Here is an 18,059-nt window from a genome sequence, read left to right on the forward strand (position 1 = left end):
GACAGCTGACAAAAGTCTGATAATTGTTTATAATAATAAACGTGAGTGAGTTTTCGGCCAAGCATTGTGCAGCTGTTGCGACGGGGCGGTTGTCGCCGGCTTCATGTAAGCACTTTCGCGCGCGCGTTTGTTTTTGCCTCCATTTCGAGCAAGCGCTCATCGGCCATCGGTCGTTATGGCTGGAACTTATGAAGAGAAGGGGAGATTGAACATGACAGTAACCCGTGGGTTAGAGGGAGTTGTGGCCACAACTTCAAGCATCAGTTCGATCATCGATGACACGTTGACGTATGTCGGTTATGACATTGACGATTTAGCCGAAAACGCTTCCTTCGAAGAAGTCGTTTATTTGCTTTGGCATCGCGAACTGCCGACGAAAGAGCAGCTTGAGGAATTAAAGAAACAGTTGGCGGAAAACGCTGAAATTCCAAATGAAATCATTGAACACTTCAAGCTGTATCCGATTGACAAGGTGCATCCGATGGCGGCTTTGCGCACCGCGGTATCGCTTCTCGGCTTGTATGACGAAGAGGCGGATGTGATGACGAAAGAGGCGAATTATCGGAAAGCCATTCGCCTGCAGGCGAAAATCCCGACGATTGTCACCGCCTTCGCCCGCGTGCGCAAAGGGTTGGAACCGGTTGCGCCGCGCAAAGATTTGAGCTTTGCCGCCAATTTCTTGTACATGCTGACCGGCAAAGAACCAGACGACATCGCCACGGAAGCGTTCAACAAGGCGCTCGTGCTGCATGCCGACCACGAGTTGAACGCGTCGACGTTCACGGCGCGCGTCTGCGTAGCAACGCTGTCCGATATTTATTCCGGCATCACGGCGGCGATCGGAGCCTTGAAAGGACCGCTTCACGGCGGGGCGAACGAAGCGGTGATGAAAATGTTGACGGAAATCGGCACGGTCGACAACGTCGAGCCATACATCCGCAGAAAGCTCGCCAACAAAGAAAAAATTATGGGCTTTGGCCATCGCGTTTACCGAAAAGGCGACCCGCGCGCCAAACATTTGAAAAAAATGTCGGAAAAACTGACGAAGCTCGTCGGCGAGCCGCATTGGTATGAAATGTCGACGAAGATTGAAGAAATCGTCACATCGGAAAAAGCGCTGCCGCCGAACGTTGACTTTTATTCCGCCTCGGTTTACCATTGTTTAGGAATCGATCATGATTTGTTTACGCCGATTTTTGCCGTCAGCCGCACCTCGGGATGGTTGGCTCACATCTTGGAACAATACGACAACAACCGTCTCATCCGTCCGCGCGCTGAGTACACCGGCCCAGGCAAGCGGGCGTACGTGCCGATCGACGAGCGCGGCTAAAACAAGTGGACAAGGCGGTGAAGGCGCGCCTTCACGCCTTTTTATAAAAAAACTGCATTGGGGGTTTTGCTCGTGACGCAAGGAGAAAAAATTACAGTCCAAAATGGTGTGCTCAACGTTCCGAACAACCCGATCATTCCGTTCATCGAGGGGGATGGAACCGGCCCGGACATTTGGGCGGCCGCTTCGCGCGTGCTCGAAGCAGCGGTGGAAAAAGCGTACAAAGGTGAGAAAAAAATCGTCTGGAAGGAAGTGCTCGCTGGTGAAAAAGCGTACAAGCTGACGGGCAGCTGGCTTCCGGATGAAACGCTTGAGACGATCCGCGAATACATAATCGCCATTAAAGGGCCGTTGACGACGCCGGTCGGCGGCGGCATCCGCTCGCTGAACGTCGCGCTCCGTCAAGAGCTCGACCTGTTTGTCTGCTTGCGCCCGGTTCGCTACTTCCCAGGCGTTCCGTCGCCGGTGAAACGCCCGGAAGACACCGATATGGTCATTTTCCGGGAAAACACGGAAGACATCTACGCTGGCATTGAATATGCCAAAGGCACGCCGGAAGTGAAAAAAGTCATCGACTTTTTGCAAAACGAAATGGGCGTGCGCAAAATCCGCTTCCCGGAAACGTCCGGCATCGGCATTAAACCGATTTCCGAACAAGGGACGAAACGGCTTGTGCGCGCGGCGATCAACTACGCGATCGAACACGGCCGCAAGTCGGTGACGCTCGTTCATAAAGGGAATATTATGAAATTCACCGAAGGCGCGTTTAAAAACTGGGGTTATGAACTGGCGGAGGAAGAATTCGCCGACAAAGTGTTCACGTGGGCGCAATACGACCGAATCGTTGAAACGGAAGGCAAGGAAGCGGCGAACAAAGCGCTTGCTGATGCGGAAGCGTCCGGCAAAATCATTATCAAAGATGTCATCGCCGACATCTTCCTGCAACAAATTTTGACGCGTCCGCGCGAATTTGACGTCATCGCGACGATGAACTTAAACGGCGACTACATTTCCGACGCGCTGGCCGCTCAAGTCGGCGGCATCGGCATCGCGCCGGGGGCAAACATCAACTACGAAACCGGCCACGCGATTTTCGAAGCGACGCACGGCACGGCGCCGAAATACGCAGGGCTTGACAAAGTCAACCCGTCGTCCGTCATTCTCTCGGGCGTCATGATGTTTGAGCATCTTGGTTGGAACGAAGCAGCGAAATTGATCATCAAAGCGATGGAGAAAACGATCGCTGCGAAAATCGTCACGTATGACTTCGCCCGCCTGATGGAAGGGGCGACGGAAGTGAAATGCTCCGAATTTGCTGATGCGCTCATCCGCAATATGGACTAACCTTTGAAGGAAAGGGATGGCAAACGATGGCGATGAAACGGAAAAAAATCTCGGTGATCGGCGCCGGATTCACGGGGGCGACGACGGCGTTCCTTTTGGCGCAAAAAGAGCTCGGCGACGTCGTGTTGGTCGATATTCCGCAGCTTGAGAACCCAACGAAAGGGAAGGCGCTCGATATGCTCGAGGCAAGCCCGGTGCTCGGCTTTGACGCGAATATCATCGGCACATCGGATTACGCTCACACAGCCGATTCCGACATCGTCGTCATCACAGCAGGCATCGCCCGCAAGCCGGGCATGAGCCGCGACGATTTGGTGACGACGAACCAAAAAATTATGAAGCAGGTGACGAAGGAAGTCGTCAAATACTCGCCGAACTGCTACATCATCGTCTTGACGAACCCGGTCGATGCAATGACATACACGGTGTTTCAAGAGTCCGGGTTTCCGAAAAACCGCGTCATCGGCCAGTCGGGCGTCTTGGATACGGCGCGCTTCCGCACGTTCGTCGCCGAGGAGCTGAACATTTCGGTAAAAGATGTCACTGGGTTTGTTTTAGGCGGCCATGGCGATGACATGGTGCCGCTCGTCCGCTACTCGTACGCCGGCGGCATTCCGCTCGAAAAACTCATTCCGAAAGATCGTTTGGACGCCATCGTTGAGCGGACGCGCAAAGGCGGCGGTGAAATCGTCAACCTGCTCGGCAACGGCAGCGCCTACTACGCACCGGCCGCCTCGCTTGTCGAAATGGTCGAAGCGATTTTGAAAGACCAGCGCCGCATTTTGCCGGCGATCGCCTACCTTGAAGGCGAATACGGCTATGAAGGCATTTATTTGGGCGTGCCGACGATCCTCGGCGGCAACGGCATCGAGAAAGTGATCGAGCTCGAGCTGACCGAAGAGGAAAAAGCGGCGCTCGCCAAATCCGTCGAATCCGTTAAAAATGTCATGCGCATGCTGGAATAGCGGCGAGGCAAAAATTCGGGCATTGCCCCGGATTTTTGCCCACAGTCAATGAAAGCGCTTTCTAGACAACGAAGGGGTGGGAACATGTTGAAAAAACGAAAGCTCGGGAGACGGATCGGGGAAATTCAAGCGGGGGAAAAGCTCGTGTTCCAAGCCGCCATCGAAGACAAAGACTTGCTTCTTTATCTTGGGCTGACGGATGATGCCAATCCGCTCTATATCCAGCATGATTATGCTTCACAGACGCCGTTTGGAAAACCGGTCGTGCCGCCGGTCATGTTGACGGGGATGATCACTTCCGCGGTCTCCAAATATTTGCCAGGCCCGGGCAGCTACATTACGCGGCAGGATCTTCGCTTTCTCCGCCCAGTTTATCATTATGAAACGCTCGAATTTTTGCTCGAAGTCGCCGATGTCGATGAGGCGGGCCATTGCGTGACGTTGTCCGTCATGGCGACGCGCGGTGCGGAAACGGTGCTTGACGGAACGCTGTCTGTCTGCCCGCCGCATACGTTGCCGCGCCTAGACGGGCGGGTGCTCGAGAACTTTTGACCTCATGTTGAAAGCAGTCCCCCACTTCGAAACAAAGGGGGAGTTTTATGCCGCTTTCCGCCAAAGGAAGCCAACCAAACGCGAGAGGCAGTTTTCCGCGGGCAACCTGTCCGCAGGAAAACCGCCCTTTTTTTCTTTTTTGTCCGAATCATGGCGTCAATTGTGGTATCATAAAGGCAGAAACCATTGGACGGGATGGAGGAGCGGCATGGGACGAAAAATTTTAGTTGTCGATGACGAACAGCCGATTGTGACTCTGTTGTCGTACAATTTGGAGAAAGCCGGATTTCACGTCGTGACCGCTCACGATGGCGAAGAGGCGCTCGTGAAAGTAGCGTCCGAGCAGCCGGCGCTCATTATTTTGGACTTGATGTTGCCGAAGCTTGACGGCGTTGATGTGTGCAAGCGGCTTCGCCAGCAGCAAATCATGACGCCGATTTTAATGTTGACGGCTCGCGATGATGAATTTGACAAAGTGCTTGGTCTTGAGCTTGGCGCCGACGACTATATGACAAAGCCGTTCAGCCCGCGCGAAGTCATTGCACGCGTCAAGGCGATTTTGCGCCGCACGGAGATCGTTCAGCCGGCGGCTGAATCGAGCGAGCGGCTTGTTGTTGGCGAGCTGGAAATTTTTCCGGAACGCTATGAAGCAACGATCGGCGGCAAGCCGCTTGAGCTGACGCCGAAAGAGTTTGAGTTGCTCCTTTATTTGGCTCGCCATAAAGGGCGGGTGTTGACGCGCGACCAGCTGCTCAGCGCCGTGTGGAACTACGAGTTTGCCGGCGATACACGCATTGTCGACGTCCATATCAGCCACTTGCGCGAGAAGATCGAAACCGATACGAAAAAACCGATGTACATTAAAACGGTGCGCGGCCTTGGCTATAAATTGGAGGAACCGAAGCGGCATGAATAGCTTCCGCACCCGCCTTTTGTTTTGGCTCGTGACGCTCATCGCCACGGTGTTGATCGCCCTCGGGCTTTTGCTCGGGCAATTGCTGAAAGATTTTTACGCCGAGACGATGAACAAACGGATGGAAAAAGAGGCCCAAGCGCTTGCGATTTTGCTTGAAAATGAACCGCTCGAGCAAATCCGCGCCGATTTGCAGGAAATGGGAAATGAGCTGTCGTCCCGCATCACCGTGCTCGATAAAGAAGAACGGGTGCGGTTTGACAGCGGTCGCGTCGCAGGGATCAGCGACAAAGACCATGAGCGCATCGTCCGCGCGATTTTGCGCAAAAAGCAGTTTCCCCGTTTTTCCGTGATTGAAAAAACAAACGACGTCTATTACTACATCGTCCCGTACGAGCGCGGTGAACGGAGCGGGTACGTCGTTTTAAGCACACCGACGAGCTCACTCCAAAAAGTAAACGAGCAAATTTGGGGCGTGCTCACGAGCAGCCTCGGGATGGCGCTCGTTGTCATCATCGCCCTCGTCTGGAAAATCGCCAATCAATATATGAAGCCGATTGAAGAAGCGACGAAAGTGGCGTTTGAGCTGGAAAAAGGCAATTACGCCGCCCGTGTGCCCGATGGTGAATATAACGAGGCCGGGATGCTTGTGCGCTCGATCAACCGGCTGGCCCGCCATTTGCAGGAGATGAGCAGGGCGCGGGAAATTCAGACCGATCGGCTTCACACGCTCATTGAAAACGTCGGCAGCGGCCTGTTGTTTATTGACCACCGCGGACATATTTCTCTCATCAATCGGGCGTTCCAGACTCAGTTTCATCTCGATCCGTCGGATTGTTTGCACCGTCCGTACGCCGATGTGCTGCCGCATGGCGACATCGTCCGGTTTATCGATGATATTTTCATCACCGAAACGACGATGCGCCGGCATATGCGGCTGACGATTGGGATCGAGCGGAAACATTTCGATGTATACGGGGCTCCCATCATTGGCACGAACGCCGAATGGAAAGGGATTGTCGTCGTGTTTCACGACATTACGGAGCTGAAGCGTCTTGAGCAAATCCGCAAAGACTTTGTCGCCAACGTTTCGCACGAATTGAAAACGCCGGTGACGTCCATCAAAGGATTCGCCGAAACGCTATTGGATGGCGCCATGAAGGATGAAGCGGCGCTCGAACATTTTTTGACCATCATCTTAAAAGAAAGTGAACGGCTGCAAACGCTCGTTGAGGAACTGTTGGACTTGTCGAAAATCGAGCAGCACGGATTTCAGCTGCAACTCGAAGACGTGGATATCGCTCAAGTCATCGCCGAAGCGGCTGCTGTGTTTCGCCAAAAAGCGGCGGAAAAACAAATTGATTTGCATATCGAATCGCCATCCGGGCTTGTCATCCGCGGTGACAGAAATCGGATGAAGCAAATTTTGCTGAACTTGCTCGCCAACGCCATCACGTATACGCCGGAGCACGGACGGGTTGCTGTCGAGGCGGAAGAGAGGGAGAAAGAAGTGCTGATCCATGTGAAAGACACCGGAATCGGCATTGAGGAAAAGGAAATCCCGCGCATTTTTGAGCGTTTTTACCGCGTCGACAAGGCGCGCAGCCGCGATTCCGGCGGAACGGGGTTGGGCCTGGCGATTGTGAAACATTTGGTTGAGGCTCACCATGGATATATTACCGTAGCGAGCAAAGTGGGGCGCGGCACCGTGTTCACGATCCATTTTCCAAAGCCGGGGCGGTAGCCGGCTTCTTTTGATCATCTCCAACCGAGAAGCCTCCCATTTTTCAGCGTGAGCGTAAGCAGGGGATGAATCGGCGCCTCCCATCATGGTGGGAGAGCGTTCAAGGCAAGCCGCAGGCATGGTACAATAGGACAAGGAAGCATCCGAGGAGGGATGAGATTGAAAAAAAAGCTTGTTTTAATCGACGGCAGCAGCGTGGCGTACCGCGCCTTTTTTGCCTTGCCGCTTTTGCATAACGACAAAGGCATCCATACGAACGCCGTCTACGGGTTTACGATGATGTTGAATAAAATTTTGGCGGAAGAAGAGCCAACTCATATGCTTGTCGCGTTTGACGCCGGGAAAACGACGTTCCGGCATGAAGCGTTTCAAGAGTATAAAGGTGGGCGCCAGCAGACGCCACCGGAGCTGTCGGAGCAGTTTCCGCTGTTGCGCGAGCTGCTGAGGGCGTATCGCATCCCCGCCTATGAACTCGAGAACTACGAAGCGGACGATATTATCGGAACGCTTGCCGCCCGCGCTGAGCAGGAAGGGTTTGAGGTGAAAGTCATTTCCGGCGACCGCGATCTGACCCAGCTCGCCTCCCCCCATGTGACGGTGGACATTACGAAAAAAGGGATTACCGATATCGAACCATACACGCCGGAGACGGTCCGCGAAAAATACGGCTTAACTCCGGAACAAATCGTTGATTTGAAAGGATTGATGGGCGACAAATCGGACAACATCCCCGGAGTGCCGGGCATCGGGGAAAAGACGGCGGTCAAGCTGCTCAGGCAATTCGGCACGGTCGAAAACGTGCTTGCCTCCATTGACGAGATCAAAGGCGAAAAGTTGAAAGAAACGCTGCGCCAACACCGGGAGATGGCGCTGTTAAGCAAAAAGCTCGCCGCCATTCGCCGCGACGCCCCGGTCGAGCTCTCGCTTGATGACATCGCCTATCAAGGGGAAGACCGGGAGAAAGTGGTCGCTTTATTTAAAGAGCTTGGGTTTCAATCGTTTTTAGAGAAAATGGAATCGCCGTCATCAGAAGAGGAAAAACCGCTTGCCAAGATGGCATTTACGCTTGCTGACCGCGTGACGGAGGAGATGCTTGCCGACAAGGCGGCGCTTGTCGTTGAAGTGGTCGAGGAAAATTATCATGATGCGCCGATCGTCGGCATCGCTGTGGTCAACGAACATGGACGGTTTTTCCTGCGCCCGGAGACGGCGCTTGCCGATCCGCAGTTTGTCGCCTGGCTTGGTGATGAAACGAAGAAAAAAAGCATGTTTGACTCAAAGCGCGCGGCAGTCGCCTTGAAATGGAAAGGAATTGAGCTATGCGGCGTTTCCTTTGATTTATTGCTGGCCGCCTATTTGCTTGATCCGGCGCAAGGTGTTGATGATGTAGCTGCCGCAGCAAAAATGAAGCAATACGAAGCGGTGCGCCCGGATGAAGCGGTGTATGGCAAAGGGGCGAAGCGGGCCGTGCCGGATGAGCCAGTGCTCGCCGAGCATCTCGTCCGCAAGGCGGCGGCGATTTGGGCGCTCGAACGGCCGTTTTTGGATGAGCTGCGCCGCAACGAACAAGATCGGTTGCTCGTCGAGCTCGAGCAGCCGTTGTCTTCGATTTTGGCGGAAATGGAATTTGCCGGAGTGAAAGTGGATACGAAGCGGCTCGAACAGATGGGCGAAGAGCTCGCCGAGCAGCTGCGCACGGTCGAGCAGCGCATTTATGAGCTCGCCGGCCAAGAATTCAACATCAATTCACCGAAACAGCTCGGCGTCATTTTATTTGAAAAACTGCAGCTGCCCGTCTTGAAAAAAACGAAAACCGGCTACTCCACTTCGGCGGATGTGCTTGAAAAACTTGCGCCTTATCACGAGATCGTGGAAAACATTTTGCATTACCGCCAGCTTGGCAAGTTGCAGTCGACGTATATTGAAGGATTGCTGAAAGTCGTGCGACCCGATACAAAGAAGGTGCATACGATTTTCAATCAGGCGTTGACGCAAACCGGACGGCTCAGCTCGACGGAGCCGAACTTGCAAAACATTCCGATTCGGCTTGAGGAAGGACGGAAAATCCGCCAAGCGTTCGTGCCGTCGGAGTCTGATTGGCTCATTTTCGCCGCCGACTACTCACAAATTGAGTTGCGCGTCCTCGCCCATATTGCGGAAGATGACAATTTAATGGAAGCGTTCCGCCGCGATTTGGATATCCATACGAAAACAGCGATGGACATTTTCCAAGTGAGCGAGGACGAAGTGACGCCCAACATGCGCCGTCAGGCGAAGGCGGTCAACTTTGGGATCGTTTACGGGATCAGTGATTACGGCTTGGCGCAAAACTTAAATATTTCGCGCAAAGAGGCGGCTGAATTCATCGAGCGCTACTTCGAAAGCTTCCCTGGCGTGAAGCGGTATATGGAAAACATTGTGCAAGAAGCAAAACAGAAAGGGTATGTGACGACGCTGCTGCATCGGCGCCGCTATTTGCCGGATATCACGAGCCGCAACTTCAACGTCCGCAGTTTTGCTGAACGGATGGCGATGAACACGCCGATTCAAGGGAGCGCCGCTGACATTATTAAAAAGGCGATGATCGATCTGAACGCCAGACTGAAGGAAGAGCGGCTGCAAGCGCGCCTTTTGCTGCAGGTGCATGACGAGCTCATTTTGGAGGCGCCGAAAGAAGAGATGGAGCGGCTGTGCCGGCTCGTTCCGGAAGTGATGGAGCAAGCGGTCACACTTCGCGTGCCGCTCAAAGTCGATTACCATTATGGCTCGACGTGGTATGACGCGAAATAAAGAGAAGTCTTGGTGTGGAGCGCCGGCATCCCTAAGAAGGCCTGTGATGGAATGAAAAAGCAGTTTCACAACGACTCTCCTCCAGTTGGGAAGCCTTGAACATCGAGCCGTCCTTCTCAACCAACATGACCGATTTTGTGAAAATCAGCGTTTCTCACCGGCCTTTTAGGCAGAATCTTTCGGTGCGACGATTCTCGGCTGCGGGTCGATGAATGGGAGCGAAACAGCTGCCGCCCCATGGAGAATCTTTCTCTCGGCGGATGAACCGGCGTCAATGTGAAAGCGTCGGCAGGAACGATGCAGGAAAACGGAGGAAAGGGGGGATCGCCATGCCGGAATTGCCGGAGGTGGAAACGATCCGTCGTACGCTTTTGCCGCTTATTGTCGGAAAAACGATTGAGGATGTGCGCATCTTTTGGCCGAACATCATCCGCCATCCGCGAGACCCCGAGGCGTTTGCGGCAAGAATGATCGGACAGACGGTGCGTGGTTTGGAACGGAGAGGGAAATTTTTGAAATTCCTGCTCGACCGCGATGCGCTCATTTCCCATTTGCGCATGGAAGGGCGCTACGCCGTTGCTTCTGCCCTCGAGCCGCTCGAACCGCATACGCACGTCGTGTTTTGCTTCACGGACGGCAGCGAACTCCGTTACCGCGACGTGCGCAAGTTCGGAACGATGCACGTTTATGCCAAAGAAGAAGCTGACCGCCGGCCGCCGCTTGCTGAGCTTGGGCCGGAGCCGCTTTCCCCGGCGTTTTCCCCAGCTGTATTGGCGGAGCGGGCGGTGAAAACGAAACGGTCGGTCAAAGCGTTGCTCCTTGATCAGACGGTCGTGGCTGGGTTTGGCAATATTTATGTCGACGAATCGCTGTTTCGCGCCGGCATTCTTCCCGGCCGGCAGGCTGCCTCGCTCTCCAGCAAAGAGATCGAGCGCCTGCATGAGGAAATGGTGGCGACGATCGGCGAGGCGGTCATGAAAGGGGGAAGCACGGTGCGCACGTACGTGAACACGCAAGGCGAGGCCGGTACGTTTCAACATCATTTGTACGTGTATGGCCGCCAAGGCAATCCGTGCAAACGATGCGGCACGCCGATTGAAAAAACGGTCGTCGCCGGCCGCGGCACGCATTATTGCCCGCGCTGCCAGCGCTAGGCGGCGCGTAAAAAGGAGAGGGGTTCCATGACGTTGACGATCGGATTGACCGGCGGGATCGCCAGCGGCAAAAGCACGGTGAGCGCGATGATGCGCGAGCTCGGCCTTCCGGTCATTGATGCTGACGAAGCGGCGCGCGCCGTCGTCCGACCGGGGGAAGACGCCTACCGTCAGATTGTCGCCGCCTTCGGTCCGGGCATTTTGCAGACAAATGGAGAGATCGATCGGGCGAAACTCGGGGCGATCGTGTTCAACAACGAAGAAGAACGGAAAAAGCTAAACGCCATCGTTCACCCGGCGGTGCGTCAGAAAATGCTCGCGGAGAAAGAAGCGCTCGTCCGTTCCGGGGCGAAAACGGTCGTATTGGACATTCCGCTTTTATTTGAAAGTGGATTGACATCCTGGGTCGATAAAGTACTTGTCGTGTATGTTGACGATGACATCCAGCTTCGCCGGCTGATGGAGCGGAACGGGTTCACTGAGGAAGAAGCGCGCGCCCGCATTCGCGCTCAATGGCCGCTGGCGGAAAAAATGAAGCGGGCCGACGCGGTCATCAACAATAACGGAACGAGGGAAGAGACACGCCGTCAGCTGTTGGCTATTTTGAAACAATGGGACGCCTTGGAAAAATAGGCGTCTTTTTTGTTCGCTTTCGGTCATTTTGTTCTCCACATTTCCTAAAAATATGATATACTATTTATACAAATATAAGAAAATAGTATAACATATATGAGAGGAGAACAAAGTGAATGAAGGCGAAAGTGGCGATTAACGGTTTCGGACGAATCGGACGGATGGTGTTCCGGCGCGCCATCAATTCCCCTGATCTCGACATTGTGGCGGTGAACGCCAGCTATCCGCCGGAAACGTTAGCCCATTTAGTGAAATATGACTCAAACCACGGCAAATTTGACGGTGAGGTCATCGCCTTGGAAGACGGCCTGCTCGTCAACGGCAAAAAAGTGAGGCTGTTAAACTCGCGCGACCCGAAACAGCTGCCGTGGAAAGAGCTTGATATCGATATTGTGATTGAAGCGACCGGAAAATTCAACGATCGTGAAAAGGCGAGCCTTCACCTTGAGGCAGGGGCGAAGCGCGTCATTTTAACCGCCCCGGGCAAAAATGAAGATGTGACGATCGTTGTTGGCGTCAACGAGCATATGCTTGACATCGACCGCCATTTCATCATTTCGAACGCCTCGTGTACGACAAACTGTTTGGCTCCGGTCGTCAAAGTGCTCGATGAAGCGTTTGGGATTGAAAACGGCCTGATGACGACGGTTCACGCGTATACGAACGACCAAAAAAACATCGACAACCCGCATAAAGATTTGCGCCGCGCCCGCTCATGCGCGCAGTCGATCATCCCGACGACAACGGGAGCGGCGAAAGCGCTTGGCCTAGTGCTGCCGCATTTAAAAGGGAAGCTTCATGGCATGGCGCTCCGCGTCCCGACGCCGAACGTCTCGCTCGTCGACTTGGTCGTCGACTTGAAGCGCGATGTGACGGTTGATGAGGTGAACGAGGCGCTTATCCGCGCTGCCAACGGCCCATTGAAAGGCATCTTGGATTTCACGATGGAGCCGCTTGTCTCGATCGATTTCAATACGAATCCGCATTCTGCGATTATCGACGGCCTGTCGACGATGGTGATGGAAGGGCGAAAAGTGAAAGTGCTCGCTTGGTATGACAATGAATGGGGCTATTCGTGCCGCGTCGTTGATTTAGCCCATCTTGTCGCGGCCAAAATGAATGAGCGTCTCAGCGTCAATGCGTAACAGCGGTTCGATGTGAAGCGCGCCGCCTGCGCTATGGCTTTTGCGATCCGCACAAACGGATCGGGCCACGGTGCGGGCGTGGGCGCTTTTTCTCTTTTTTATGCAAAAAATTAAAAAAGCCTGTTGCAAAAACCCCCTAAACAAAGTATACTATGTCTCGTGAACTTCTTAACGGCAAGGGTAATGTGACTACTTAAAGGGTTAGGACCTCTTAGGACTAACTTTCCCCCGTGGTAGTTATACATGCCATTTTGCAACTCACCTTCTGTTTTTTTATTTGTTTGAGAAAATTGGTTAAAGGGGGATTCTTTTCATGGACACGATGGGTCGTCACGTTATCTCGGAACTTTGGGGATGCGACTTTGACAAACTGAATGATATTGATTTTATTGAAAAAACGTTCGTTGACGCCGCGTTAAAGTCGGGAGCGGAGATTCGCGAAGTGGCGTTCCATAAATTCGCTCCGCAAGGCGTAAGCGGGGTCGTCATTATTTCGGAATCGCATTTGACGATTCACACGTTTCCCGAACACGGCTATGCGAGCATTGATGTGTATACATGCGGCCATTTAGACCCGACGATTGCCGCCGATTACATTGCCGAAATGCTGGGCGCGCAAACGCGGGAAACGATTGAACTTCCGCGCGGCATGCGCCCAATCGAAGTGAAAAAGGCGCAGGCGCTGTAATTGGATCATGATAAACCGAAAGGAGCGTAAGCGAAACGCTCCTTTTTTTGCGCCCTCGGCGGTACAACAGCGGCGAAAATCATGGTATGATGGAAGAAAAAGAATGACTAGGGAGACGTGGCAATGAGCATGTGGAAAACACTCAAATACGCCTTCACAAACCATTGTGAAACGCGGGAAAATCATGAAGATGAAGAGCTAAGAAGCCATTATTACAAAGCGACGAACCGCGCCGTCATCGATGCGGTCAAGGAGCTGCTCTCGTCGCTGCCCGACGCCGAGCTCGTTTCTGTTTCCGAAGAGCGCGGCGAAATTTGTGCGCAAACAAGGCGCGGCAAAAAGTTGTTCATCGTCGCTACCGTCATTTCCGTGCGGCCGTTTGAAACGGCGGTCGACTTTTCCGCGACGACGGAGACGAAGCTATTGCCGTTTGATTTTGGGCATAGCCGGGCGGTCATTCTCGATTTGTATCGGAAGCTCGACGCCCGCCTTCCCTATATCGGTTCCGGACTGAACAGCTAACTATATCTTGTCTGCTTTCGTCCATTCCGGTATGATAGAAAATAAGAAGATCAACGGAGTGGATGTTATGCGATGTCCTTCATGCCATCATCAAGGCACGCGCGTGCTTGACTCGCGCCCGGTTGAAGAGGGTCGTTCGATCCGCCGTCGGCGGGAGTGCGAACAGTGCCATTATCGGTTTACGACGTTTGAGCGGATCGAGGAGCCGCCGCTGATTGTTGTGAAAAAAGAGGGAACGCGCGAAGAATTCAGCCGGGAGAAAATTTTGCGCGGCTTGATCAAAGCGTGCGAGAAGCGGCCGGTGGCGCTCGAGGAGCTTGAAAAAGTGACGCAGGAAATTGAGCGCGAACTGCGCAATCAAGGCGTCTCGGAAGTGAAAAGCGAAACGATCGGCGAAATGGTGATGGAGCGCCTGTCACACATCGATGAGGTCGCCTATGTCCGCTTCGCTTCCGTCTATCGGCAGTTTAAAGATATTAATGTGTTCATTGAAGAACTGAAAGAGCTGATCAAAAAAGGGCAACGGTAAAAAGGGCTTTGGCGTTAGGCGGCAAGCCCTTTTTTCAACGTCTTTTCGGCAGGAAAGGGGAGAGCCGGTTTGAAACGAATACGGCGGAATGGAAGGTCGGAGCGATGCAACACCATTGGAAAGAGCTGATTGCTGTCGACCGTTATACCGTGCAAAGCCGTGGGGTGTTGCAAGAGGTGGACCGTAAAGTGCTGACGCTGCTTTACCAGCCGCTCATCGGCTGCCGGGCGTTGGCGCTTTATATGACGCTTTGGGGGGAGCTTGAGCTGCTTGACGGCCAGGAAGCGACCCATCATCGGCTTATGGCGCTCATGCAGTGCGGACTGCCGGACATTTACAGCGAACGGTTGAAACTCGAAGGAATCGGGCTGCTCAACACATACGTCCACGCTAAAGAGGCGGATGAACCGAAGCTGTTTCTTTATGAGCTGCGTCCGCCGCTGGCGCCAGACCAGTTTTTCCGCGACGAGATGTTGAGCGTTTTTTTGCACCGGCAAGTCGGCCGCCACTTGTTTATCCAGCTGAGCAACTTTTTTGCCCGTCCGTCCATTGATGAAACGAAATTCACCCAGGTGACGCGGTCGTTTTCCGACGTGTTTTCGGCCGTGCCCGCTGAACAAATCGTCGCCGGCCTCAGCGAAGAAGCCGGGCCCGAGCTGCTTGAAGGGAAGGATCACATCAGGCGGGATGAGGCGTCGTATGTGCTCGATGATGATGTATTCGACTTTGAGCTGTTTTTTGCCGGCCTGTCCAAGCAGCTTGTGCCGCGCCGGGCTGTGACAGCGAAAGTGAAGGAAGCGATTAAAAAGCTGGCGTTTTTATACGGCATTCCGCCGCTTGAGATGCAAAAACTGGTCCTTGGCGTCATCGATCCGGCCTATCATATCGATATTGACGCGTTGCGCCGGGCGGCGCGCGAATGGTATGAGCTCGAACATGGCGGTGTCGAGCCGCGCCTCGTCGAACGAGTGCAGCCGCTCGCCTACCGGACGATGGAAAACATCGAACCGCGCACAAAAGAGGAGCAACTAATGAAACAGCTGGAAACAATTTCCCCGCGCCAGCTGCTGAAAGAGATTTCAGGCGGCGCTGAGCCGTCGCTTGCTGATTTGCAGTTGATCGAAGACATTATGTTCCAGCAGCAGCTGCTCCCCGGAGTTGTCAACGTGCTCATTTATTATGTCATGCTCCGGACGAATATGAAGCTGTCGAAAAAATACGTAGAAAAAATCGCCAGCCATTGGGCGCGCAAAAAGGTGAAAACCGTGAAGGAAGCAATGGAACTGGCGAAAGAAGAGGCGAAAACATACCAAAACTGGGCGAACGAAAAGGAAAAAGGGACGCGGACGGTGCGCAAAGTCGTGCGCACGGAAATCGTCCCGGACTGGCTGAACATGGATTACAGCCAGCCGGATGATGATTTTGACGTCGAACAGGCGCGCAAAGAGCTTGAGGAACGGCTGAAAAAATACCGTGATGAATCATAGAGGGAAAAGCCATGGAACGAGTAAACCACCTGTTGCAGCGGTTGCTTGGCAATCAACGGTTTAAACAACGCTACGAACAAATGAAACGCTACATTTTGGAGCATCCGGACGTGCAGCCGTTTTTGCGGGCGCACGAACGGCAATTGTCGGCCGATGCGGTTGACCGCAGCTTGATGAAGCTGTATGAGTTCATCGAGCAGCACGGGAATTGCCGCCAATGTCCGGGCCTTGAGCGATGCAACAACATGCTGCCGGGGTACCATCCAAATTTGGTGGTCAACGGTGGAAGGATCGACGTTGAGTACGACCGCTGCCCAAAAAAAGTGCAGCATGACGAGCGAAAACGGCAAGAGTCGCTCATTCAAAGCATGTTCATGCCGCGCGAAATCTTGCGTGCTTCGCTCTCTGACGTCGATCTCAATGACGATGGGCGGATCAAAGCGATCCGATTTGCCGAGCGGTTTGTGGCGGAATACGAGCCAGGGAAAAAAATGAAAGGCTTGTATTTGCACGGATCGTTTGGGGTGGGCAAAACGTATTTGCTCGCCGCGATCGCCAACGAGCTGGCGAAGCGAAACGTTTCGTCGCTGATCGTCTACGTGCCCGAGCTGTTTCGTGAGATGAAACATTCGCTTCAAGACCAGACGATGAACGAAAAGCTTGATTATATCAAAAAAGTGCCGGTGCTGATGCTCGATGACCTTGGGGCGGAGGCGATGTCAAGCTGGGTGCGCGATGATGTGTTTGGCCCGATCTTGCAATACCGGATGTTTGAAAACTTGCCGACGTTTTTCACGTCGAACTTTGATATGCAGCAGCTCGCCCATCATTTGACGTATTCGCAGCGCGGCGAAGAAGAGAAGGTGAAGGCGGCGCGCATTATGGAGCGAATCCGCTATTTGGCCTATCCGATTGAAATCACTGGACCGAACCGCCGCGAGCAAAATATATAAAGGCGATTTGAAACGTTGCCGTTTGCACAGGCATGTTGATTAACCCATAAAAACTAGTTGAGCAGGTTCTGTTTCTAGCTTTTCTGCCGTAGTCGGCAAGCGGTTCGTTTGCCGACTGGGGCTGACCCAAAAGGGTAATTTCCCTTAAACAAAACACAACATATTGTTTCTTAATTTAATTGTTTTATGCCTGTATACGGTAATAAGAAAGGGTGTCCCGATCCTTTTGGGGCACCCTCTCCTCGAACAATGAACGCCGCTAAGCTTTGTGGTTTTTTAGTCTAAACAGCCCGTTGTCCCCATATATATAAACCAAGCATTCCTTTCGGGCTAAAGGGGGGACAGCGGGTGATCGAAATCCATTTTGACGAGGCAAGCGAGGCGGAAAAATTGGTTGGGCTGCTATATCACCGGCAACCGGATGACGGTCCGCTGTTTCATGCCGCTTATGACGGGAACAAAACCGTGGCGGTTTACATACAGGGCGAGGAGAAGCGTGTGCTTGAGGAGCATATCATCCCAGCGATGACGGCGTTTATGCAGGAGGTGATGGAAGACCGGCTGCTGCTATCCATCATTGCCAATGTTTTTTATTTCCGCGACGTCGAAGAACAGCAGCAAATTTTGGCCCTCGCTCATTCGTTTTTGGACGGCGAGCGGCGCGATTACCGGAAAAGCGCGGCGTTTGCCGCCTCGCGCACCGTGATGTTGCGCGACGCTTTTGCCTCCTTTTTGCGCGACGGCTTGTCATTTTCGTTTTCTTCGTTCGTTACGTTCCGGTTAAAGCCGTATATGGAGCGCCTCCAACATTATGTCGAGCTGGCGATTGATGAATACAAGCTGGAGCAGGAGTATCAAAATTTTGTGCAAATGTTGCGCGACTGCCTGGCTGGTCGGACGCCGCAATGGCCGCGCCTGTATTTGGTGCACGATCCGCCGCACTTCGTATTTTACGACAGCGAGCGGCGGGAGCTGTCGGCGGCGGAAGTGAGACAGTTGATCGACCGCCATCTCGTCTTCAGCCAGCCGATGTATATTGATGCATCGGTGCTCGCTCCGCTTGTCTCGCTCGCTCCGGCGGAAATTGAGCTGTACACCGATCATCCGGATGACGGCATGGTGCAGACACTGCAAAACGTGTTTCAAGAACGGCTGATCGTCTGCCGCCGCGCCGATTTTTCCCGCTTGTTTGCCGCCAACGCTGGAAATGGGGGAGAAGCTTGATTTTTCCTGCTGTTTTCGCTATAATGTCGTCATGAATATGGATGAATACAAGCGATGACGAGGACATGGGTGCATTTTTACGGTTT

At 53.4% G+C, this 18,059-nt stretch carries 16 protein-coding genes; all 16 read left to right on the top strand.

Features of this window, described 5'->3' with window-relative positions; all coding sequences use genetic code 11:
* Window positions 1-211: 211 nt before the first annotated feature.
* The 16 genes from citZ to ytxC all read left to right on the top strand — a co-directional run bounded on the left by citZ (window position 212) and on the right by ytxC (window position 17,973).
* The gene (gene citZ / locus GC56T3_RS04150; RefSeq protein WP_011232210.1) at window positions 212-1,330 is read left to right on the top strand and encodes a citrate synthase; all 1,119 of its coding nucleotides are present in this window, start codon (window positions 212-214) and stop codon (window positions 1,328-1,330) included.
* A 72-nt stretch (window positions 1,331-1,402) separates the two neighbouring features.
* Window positions 1,403-2,674, top strand: coding sequence for an NADP-dependent isocitrate dehydrogenase (icd, locus tag GC56T3_RS04155; RefSeq protein WP_011232209.1), 1,272 nt, complete (start codon window positions 1,403-1,405; stop codon window positions 2,672-2,674).
* 26 nt (window positions 2,675-2,700) lie between these two features.
* Window positions 2,701-3,639 carry a malate dehydrogenase gene (gene mdh, locus GC56T3_RS04160; protein ID WP_013144516.1) on the top strand — a complete coding sequence of 313 codons (939 nt, stop codon included), beginning with the start codon at window positions 2,701-2,703 and terminating at the stop codon, window positions 3,637-3,639.
* Window positions 3,640-3,723: 84 nt separating this feature from the next.
* On the top strand, window positions 3,724-4,191 hold the full coding sequence (locus GC56T3_RS04165; RefSeq protein WP_011232207.1) for a MaoC/PaaZ C-terminal domain-containing protein: 468 nt from the start codon (window positions 3,724-3,726) through the stop codon (window positions 4,189-4,191).
* Window positions 4,192-4,399: 208 nt separating this feature from the next.
* On the top strand, window positions 4,400-5,107 hold the full coding sequence (locus GC56T3_RS04175; protein WP_011232206.1) for a response regulator transcription factor: 708 nt from the start codon (window positions 4,400-4,402) through the stop codon (window positions 5,105-5,107).
* Window positions 5,100-6,848: a two-component system histidine kinase PnpS gene (pnpS, locus tag GC56T3_RS04180; protein WP_013144517.1), complete on the top strand. Its 1,749-nt coding sequence runs from the start codon at window positions 5,100-5,102 to the stop codon at window positions 6,846-6,848. The genes GC56T3_RS04175 and pnpS overlap by 8 nt, the downstream gene beginning before the upstream one ends.
* Before the next feature lie 153 nt (window positions 6,849-7,001).
* Window positions 7,002-9,638 (top strand): DNA polymerase I, encoded by a 2,637-nt coding sequence (polA, locus tag GC56T3_RS04185; protein WP_041468233.1) that lies wholly within the window; start codon window positions 7,002-7,004, stop codon window positions 9,636-9,638.
* Between the two features lie 329 nt (window positions 9,639-9,967).
* Window positions 9,968-10,792 (top strand): DNA-formamidopyrimidine glycosylase, encoded by an 825-nt coding sequence (gene mutM, locus GC56T3_RS04190; protein ID WP_013144519.1) that lies wholly within the window; start codon window positions 9,968-9,970, stop codon window positions 10,790-10,792.
* Window positions 10,793-10,819: 27 nt separating this feature from the next.
* Window positions 10,820-11,425, top strand: coding sequence for a dephospho-CoA kinase (coaE, locus tag GC56T3_RS04195; RefSeq protein ID WP_013144520.1), 606 nt, complete (start codon window positions 10,820-10,822; stop codon window positions 11,423-11,425).
* A gap of 116 nt (window positions 11,426-11,541) precedes the next feature.
* A complete protein-coding gene (locus GC56T3_RS04200) occupies window positions 11,542-12,570 on the top strand; it encodes a glyceraldehyde-3-phosphate dehydrogenase (RefSeq protein ID WP_011232200.1) in 1,029 nt (342 codons plus the stop codon).
* Between the two features lie 313 nt (window positions 12,571-12,883).
* Window positions 12,884-13,258, top strand: coding sequence for an adenosylmethionine decarboxylase (speD, locus tag GC56T3_RS04205; RefSeq protein ID WP_011232199.1), 375 nt, complete (start codon window positions 12,884-12,886; stop codon window positions 13,256-13,258).
* A gap of 123 nt (window positions 13,259-13,381) precedes the next feature.
* On the top strand, window positions 13,382-13,780 hold the full coding sequence (locus tag GC56T3_RS04210) for a hypothetical protein (RefSeq protein ID WP_013144521.1): 399 nt from the start codon (window positions 13,382-13,384) through the stop codon (window positions 13,778-13,780).
* 67 nt (window positions 13,781-13,847) lie between these two features.
* The gene (nrdR, locus tag GC56T3_RS04215) at window positions 13,848-14,309 is read left to right on the top strand and encodes a transcriptional regulator NrdR (protein WP_013144522.1); all 462 of its coding nucleotides are present in this window, start codon (window positions 13,848-13,850) and stop codon (window positions 14,307-14,309) included.
* 104 nt (window positions 14,310-14,413) lie between these two features.
* Window positions 14,414-15,796, top strand: coding sequence for a replication initiation and membrane attachment family protein (locus GC56T3_RS04220; protein WP_013144523.1), 1,383 nt, complete (start codon window positions 14,414-14,416; stop codon window positions 15,794-15,796).
* A gap of 11 nt (window positions 15,797-15,807) precedes the next feature.
* Window positions 15,808-16,749 (top strand): primosomal protein DnaI, encoded by a 942-nt coding sequence (dnaI, locus tag GC56T3_RS04225; protein WP_013144524.1) that lies wholly within the window; start codon window positions 15,808-15,810, stop codon window positions 16,747-16,749.
* A 348-nt stretch (window positions 16,750-17,097) separates the two neighbouring features.
* Window positions 17,098-17,973: a putative sporulation protein YtxC gene (gene ytxC, locus GC56T3_RS04230; protein ID WP_013144525.1), complete on the top strand. Its 876-nt coding sequence runs from the start codon at window positions 17,098-17,100 to the stop codon at window positions 17,971-17,973.
* Window positions 17,974-18,059: the final 86 nt, after the last annotated feature.

This window comes from Geobacillus sp. C56-T3 (assembly GCF_000092445.1).
GTDB classification, from domain to species: Bacteria; Bacillota; Bacilli; order Bacillales; family Anoxybacillaceae; genus Geobacillus; species Geobacillus thermoleovorans.

Coding starts and splice junctions, on each gene's coding strand:
- GC56T3_RS04200 (WP_011232200.1), top strand. CDS start 11,542: ATGAAGGCGAAAGTGGCGATTAACGGTTTCGGACGAATCGGACGGATG.
- mutM (WP_013144519.1), top strand. CDS start 9,968: ATGCCGGAATTGCCGGAGGTGGAAACGATCCGTCGTACGCTTTTGCCG.
- GC56T3_RS04165 (WP_011232207.1), top strand. CDS start 3,724: ATGTTGAAAAAACGAAAGCTCGGGAGACGGATCGGGGAAATTCAAGCG.
- pnpS (WP_013144517.1), top strand. CDS start 5,100: ATGAATAGCTTCCGCACCCGCCTTTTGTTTTGGCTCGTGACGCTCATC.
- GC56T3_RS04220 (WP_013144523.1), top strand. CDS start 14,414: ATGCAACACCATTGGAAAGAGCTGATTGCTGTCGACCGTTATACCGTG.
- dnaI (WP_013144524.1), top strand. CDS start 15,808: ATGGAACGAGTAAACCACCTGTTGCAGCGGTTGCTTGGCAATCAACGG.
- GC56T3_RS04210 (WP_013144521.1), top strand. CDS start 13,382: ATGAGCATGTGGAAAACACTCAAATACGCCTTCACAAACCATTGTGAA.
- GC56T3_RS04175 (WP_011232206.1), top strand. CDS start 4,400: ATGGGACGAAAAATTTTAGTTGTCGATGACGAACAGCCGATTGTGACT.
- polA (WP_041468233.1), top strand. CDS start 7,002: ATGAGATTGAAAAAAAAGCTTGTTTTAATCGACGGCAGCAGCGTGGCG.
- citZ (WP_011232210.1), top strand. CDS start 212: ATGACAGTAACCCGTGGGTTAGAGGGAGTTGTGGCCACAACTTCAAGC.
- mdh (WP_013144516.1), top strand. CDS start 2,701: ATGGCGATGAAACGGAAAAAAATCTCGGTGATCGGCGCCGGATTCACG.
- speD (WP_011232199.1), top strand. CDS start 12,884: ATGGACACGATGGGTCGTCACGTTATCTCGGAACTTTGGGGATGCGAC.
- coaE (WP_013144520.1), top strand. CDS start 10,820: ATGACGTTGACGATCGGATTGACCGGCGGGATCGCCAGCGGCAAAAGC.
- nrdR (WP_013144522.1), top strand. CDS start 13,848: ATGCGATGTCCTTCATGCCATCATCAAGGCACGCGCGTGCTTGACTCG.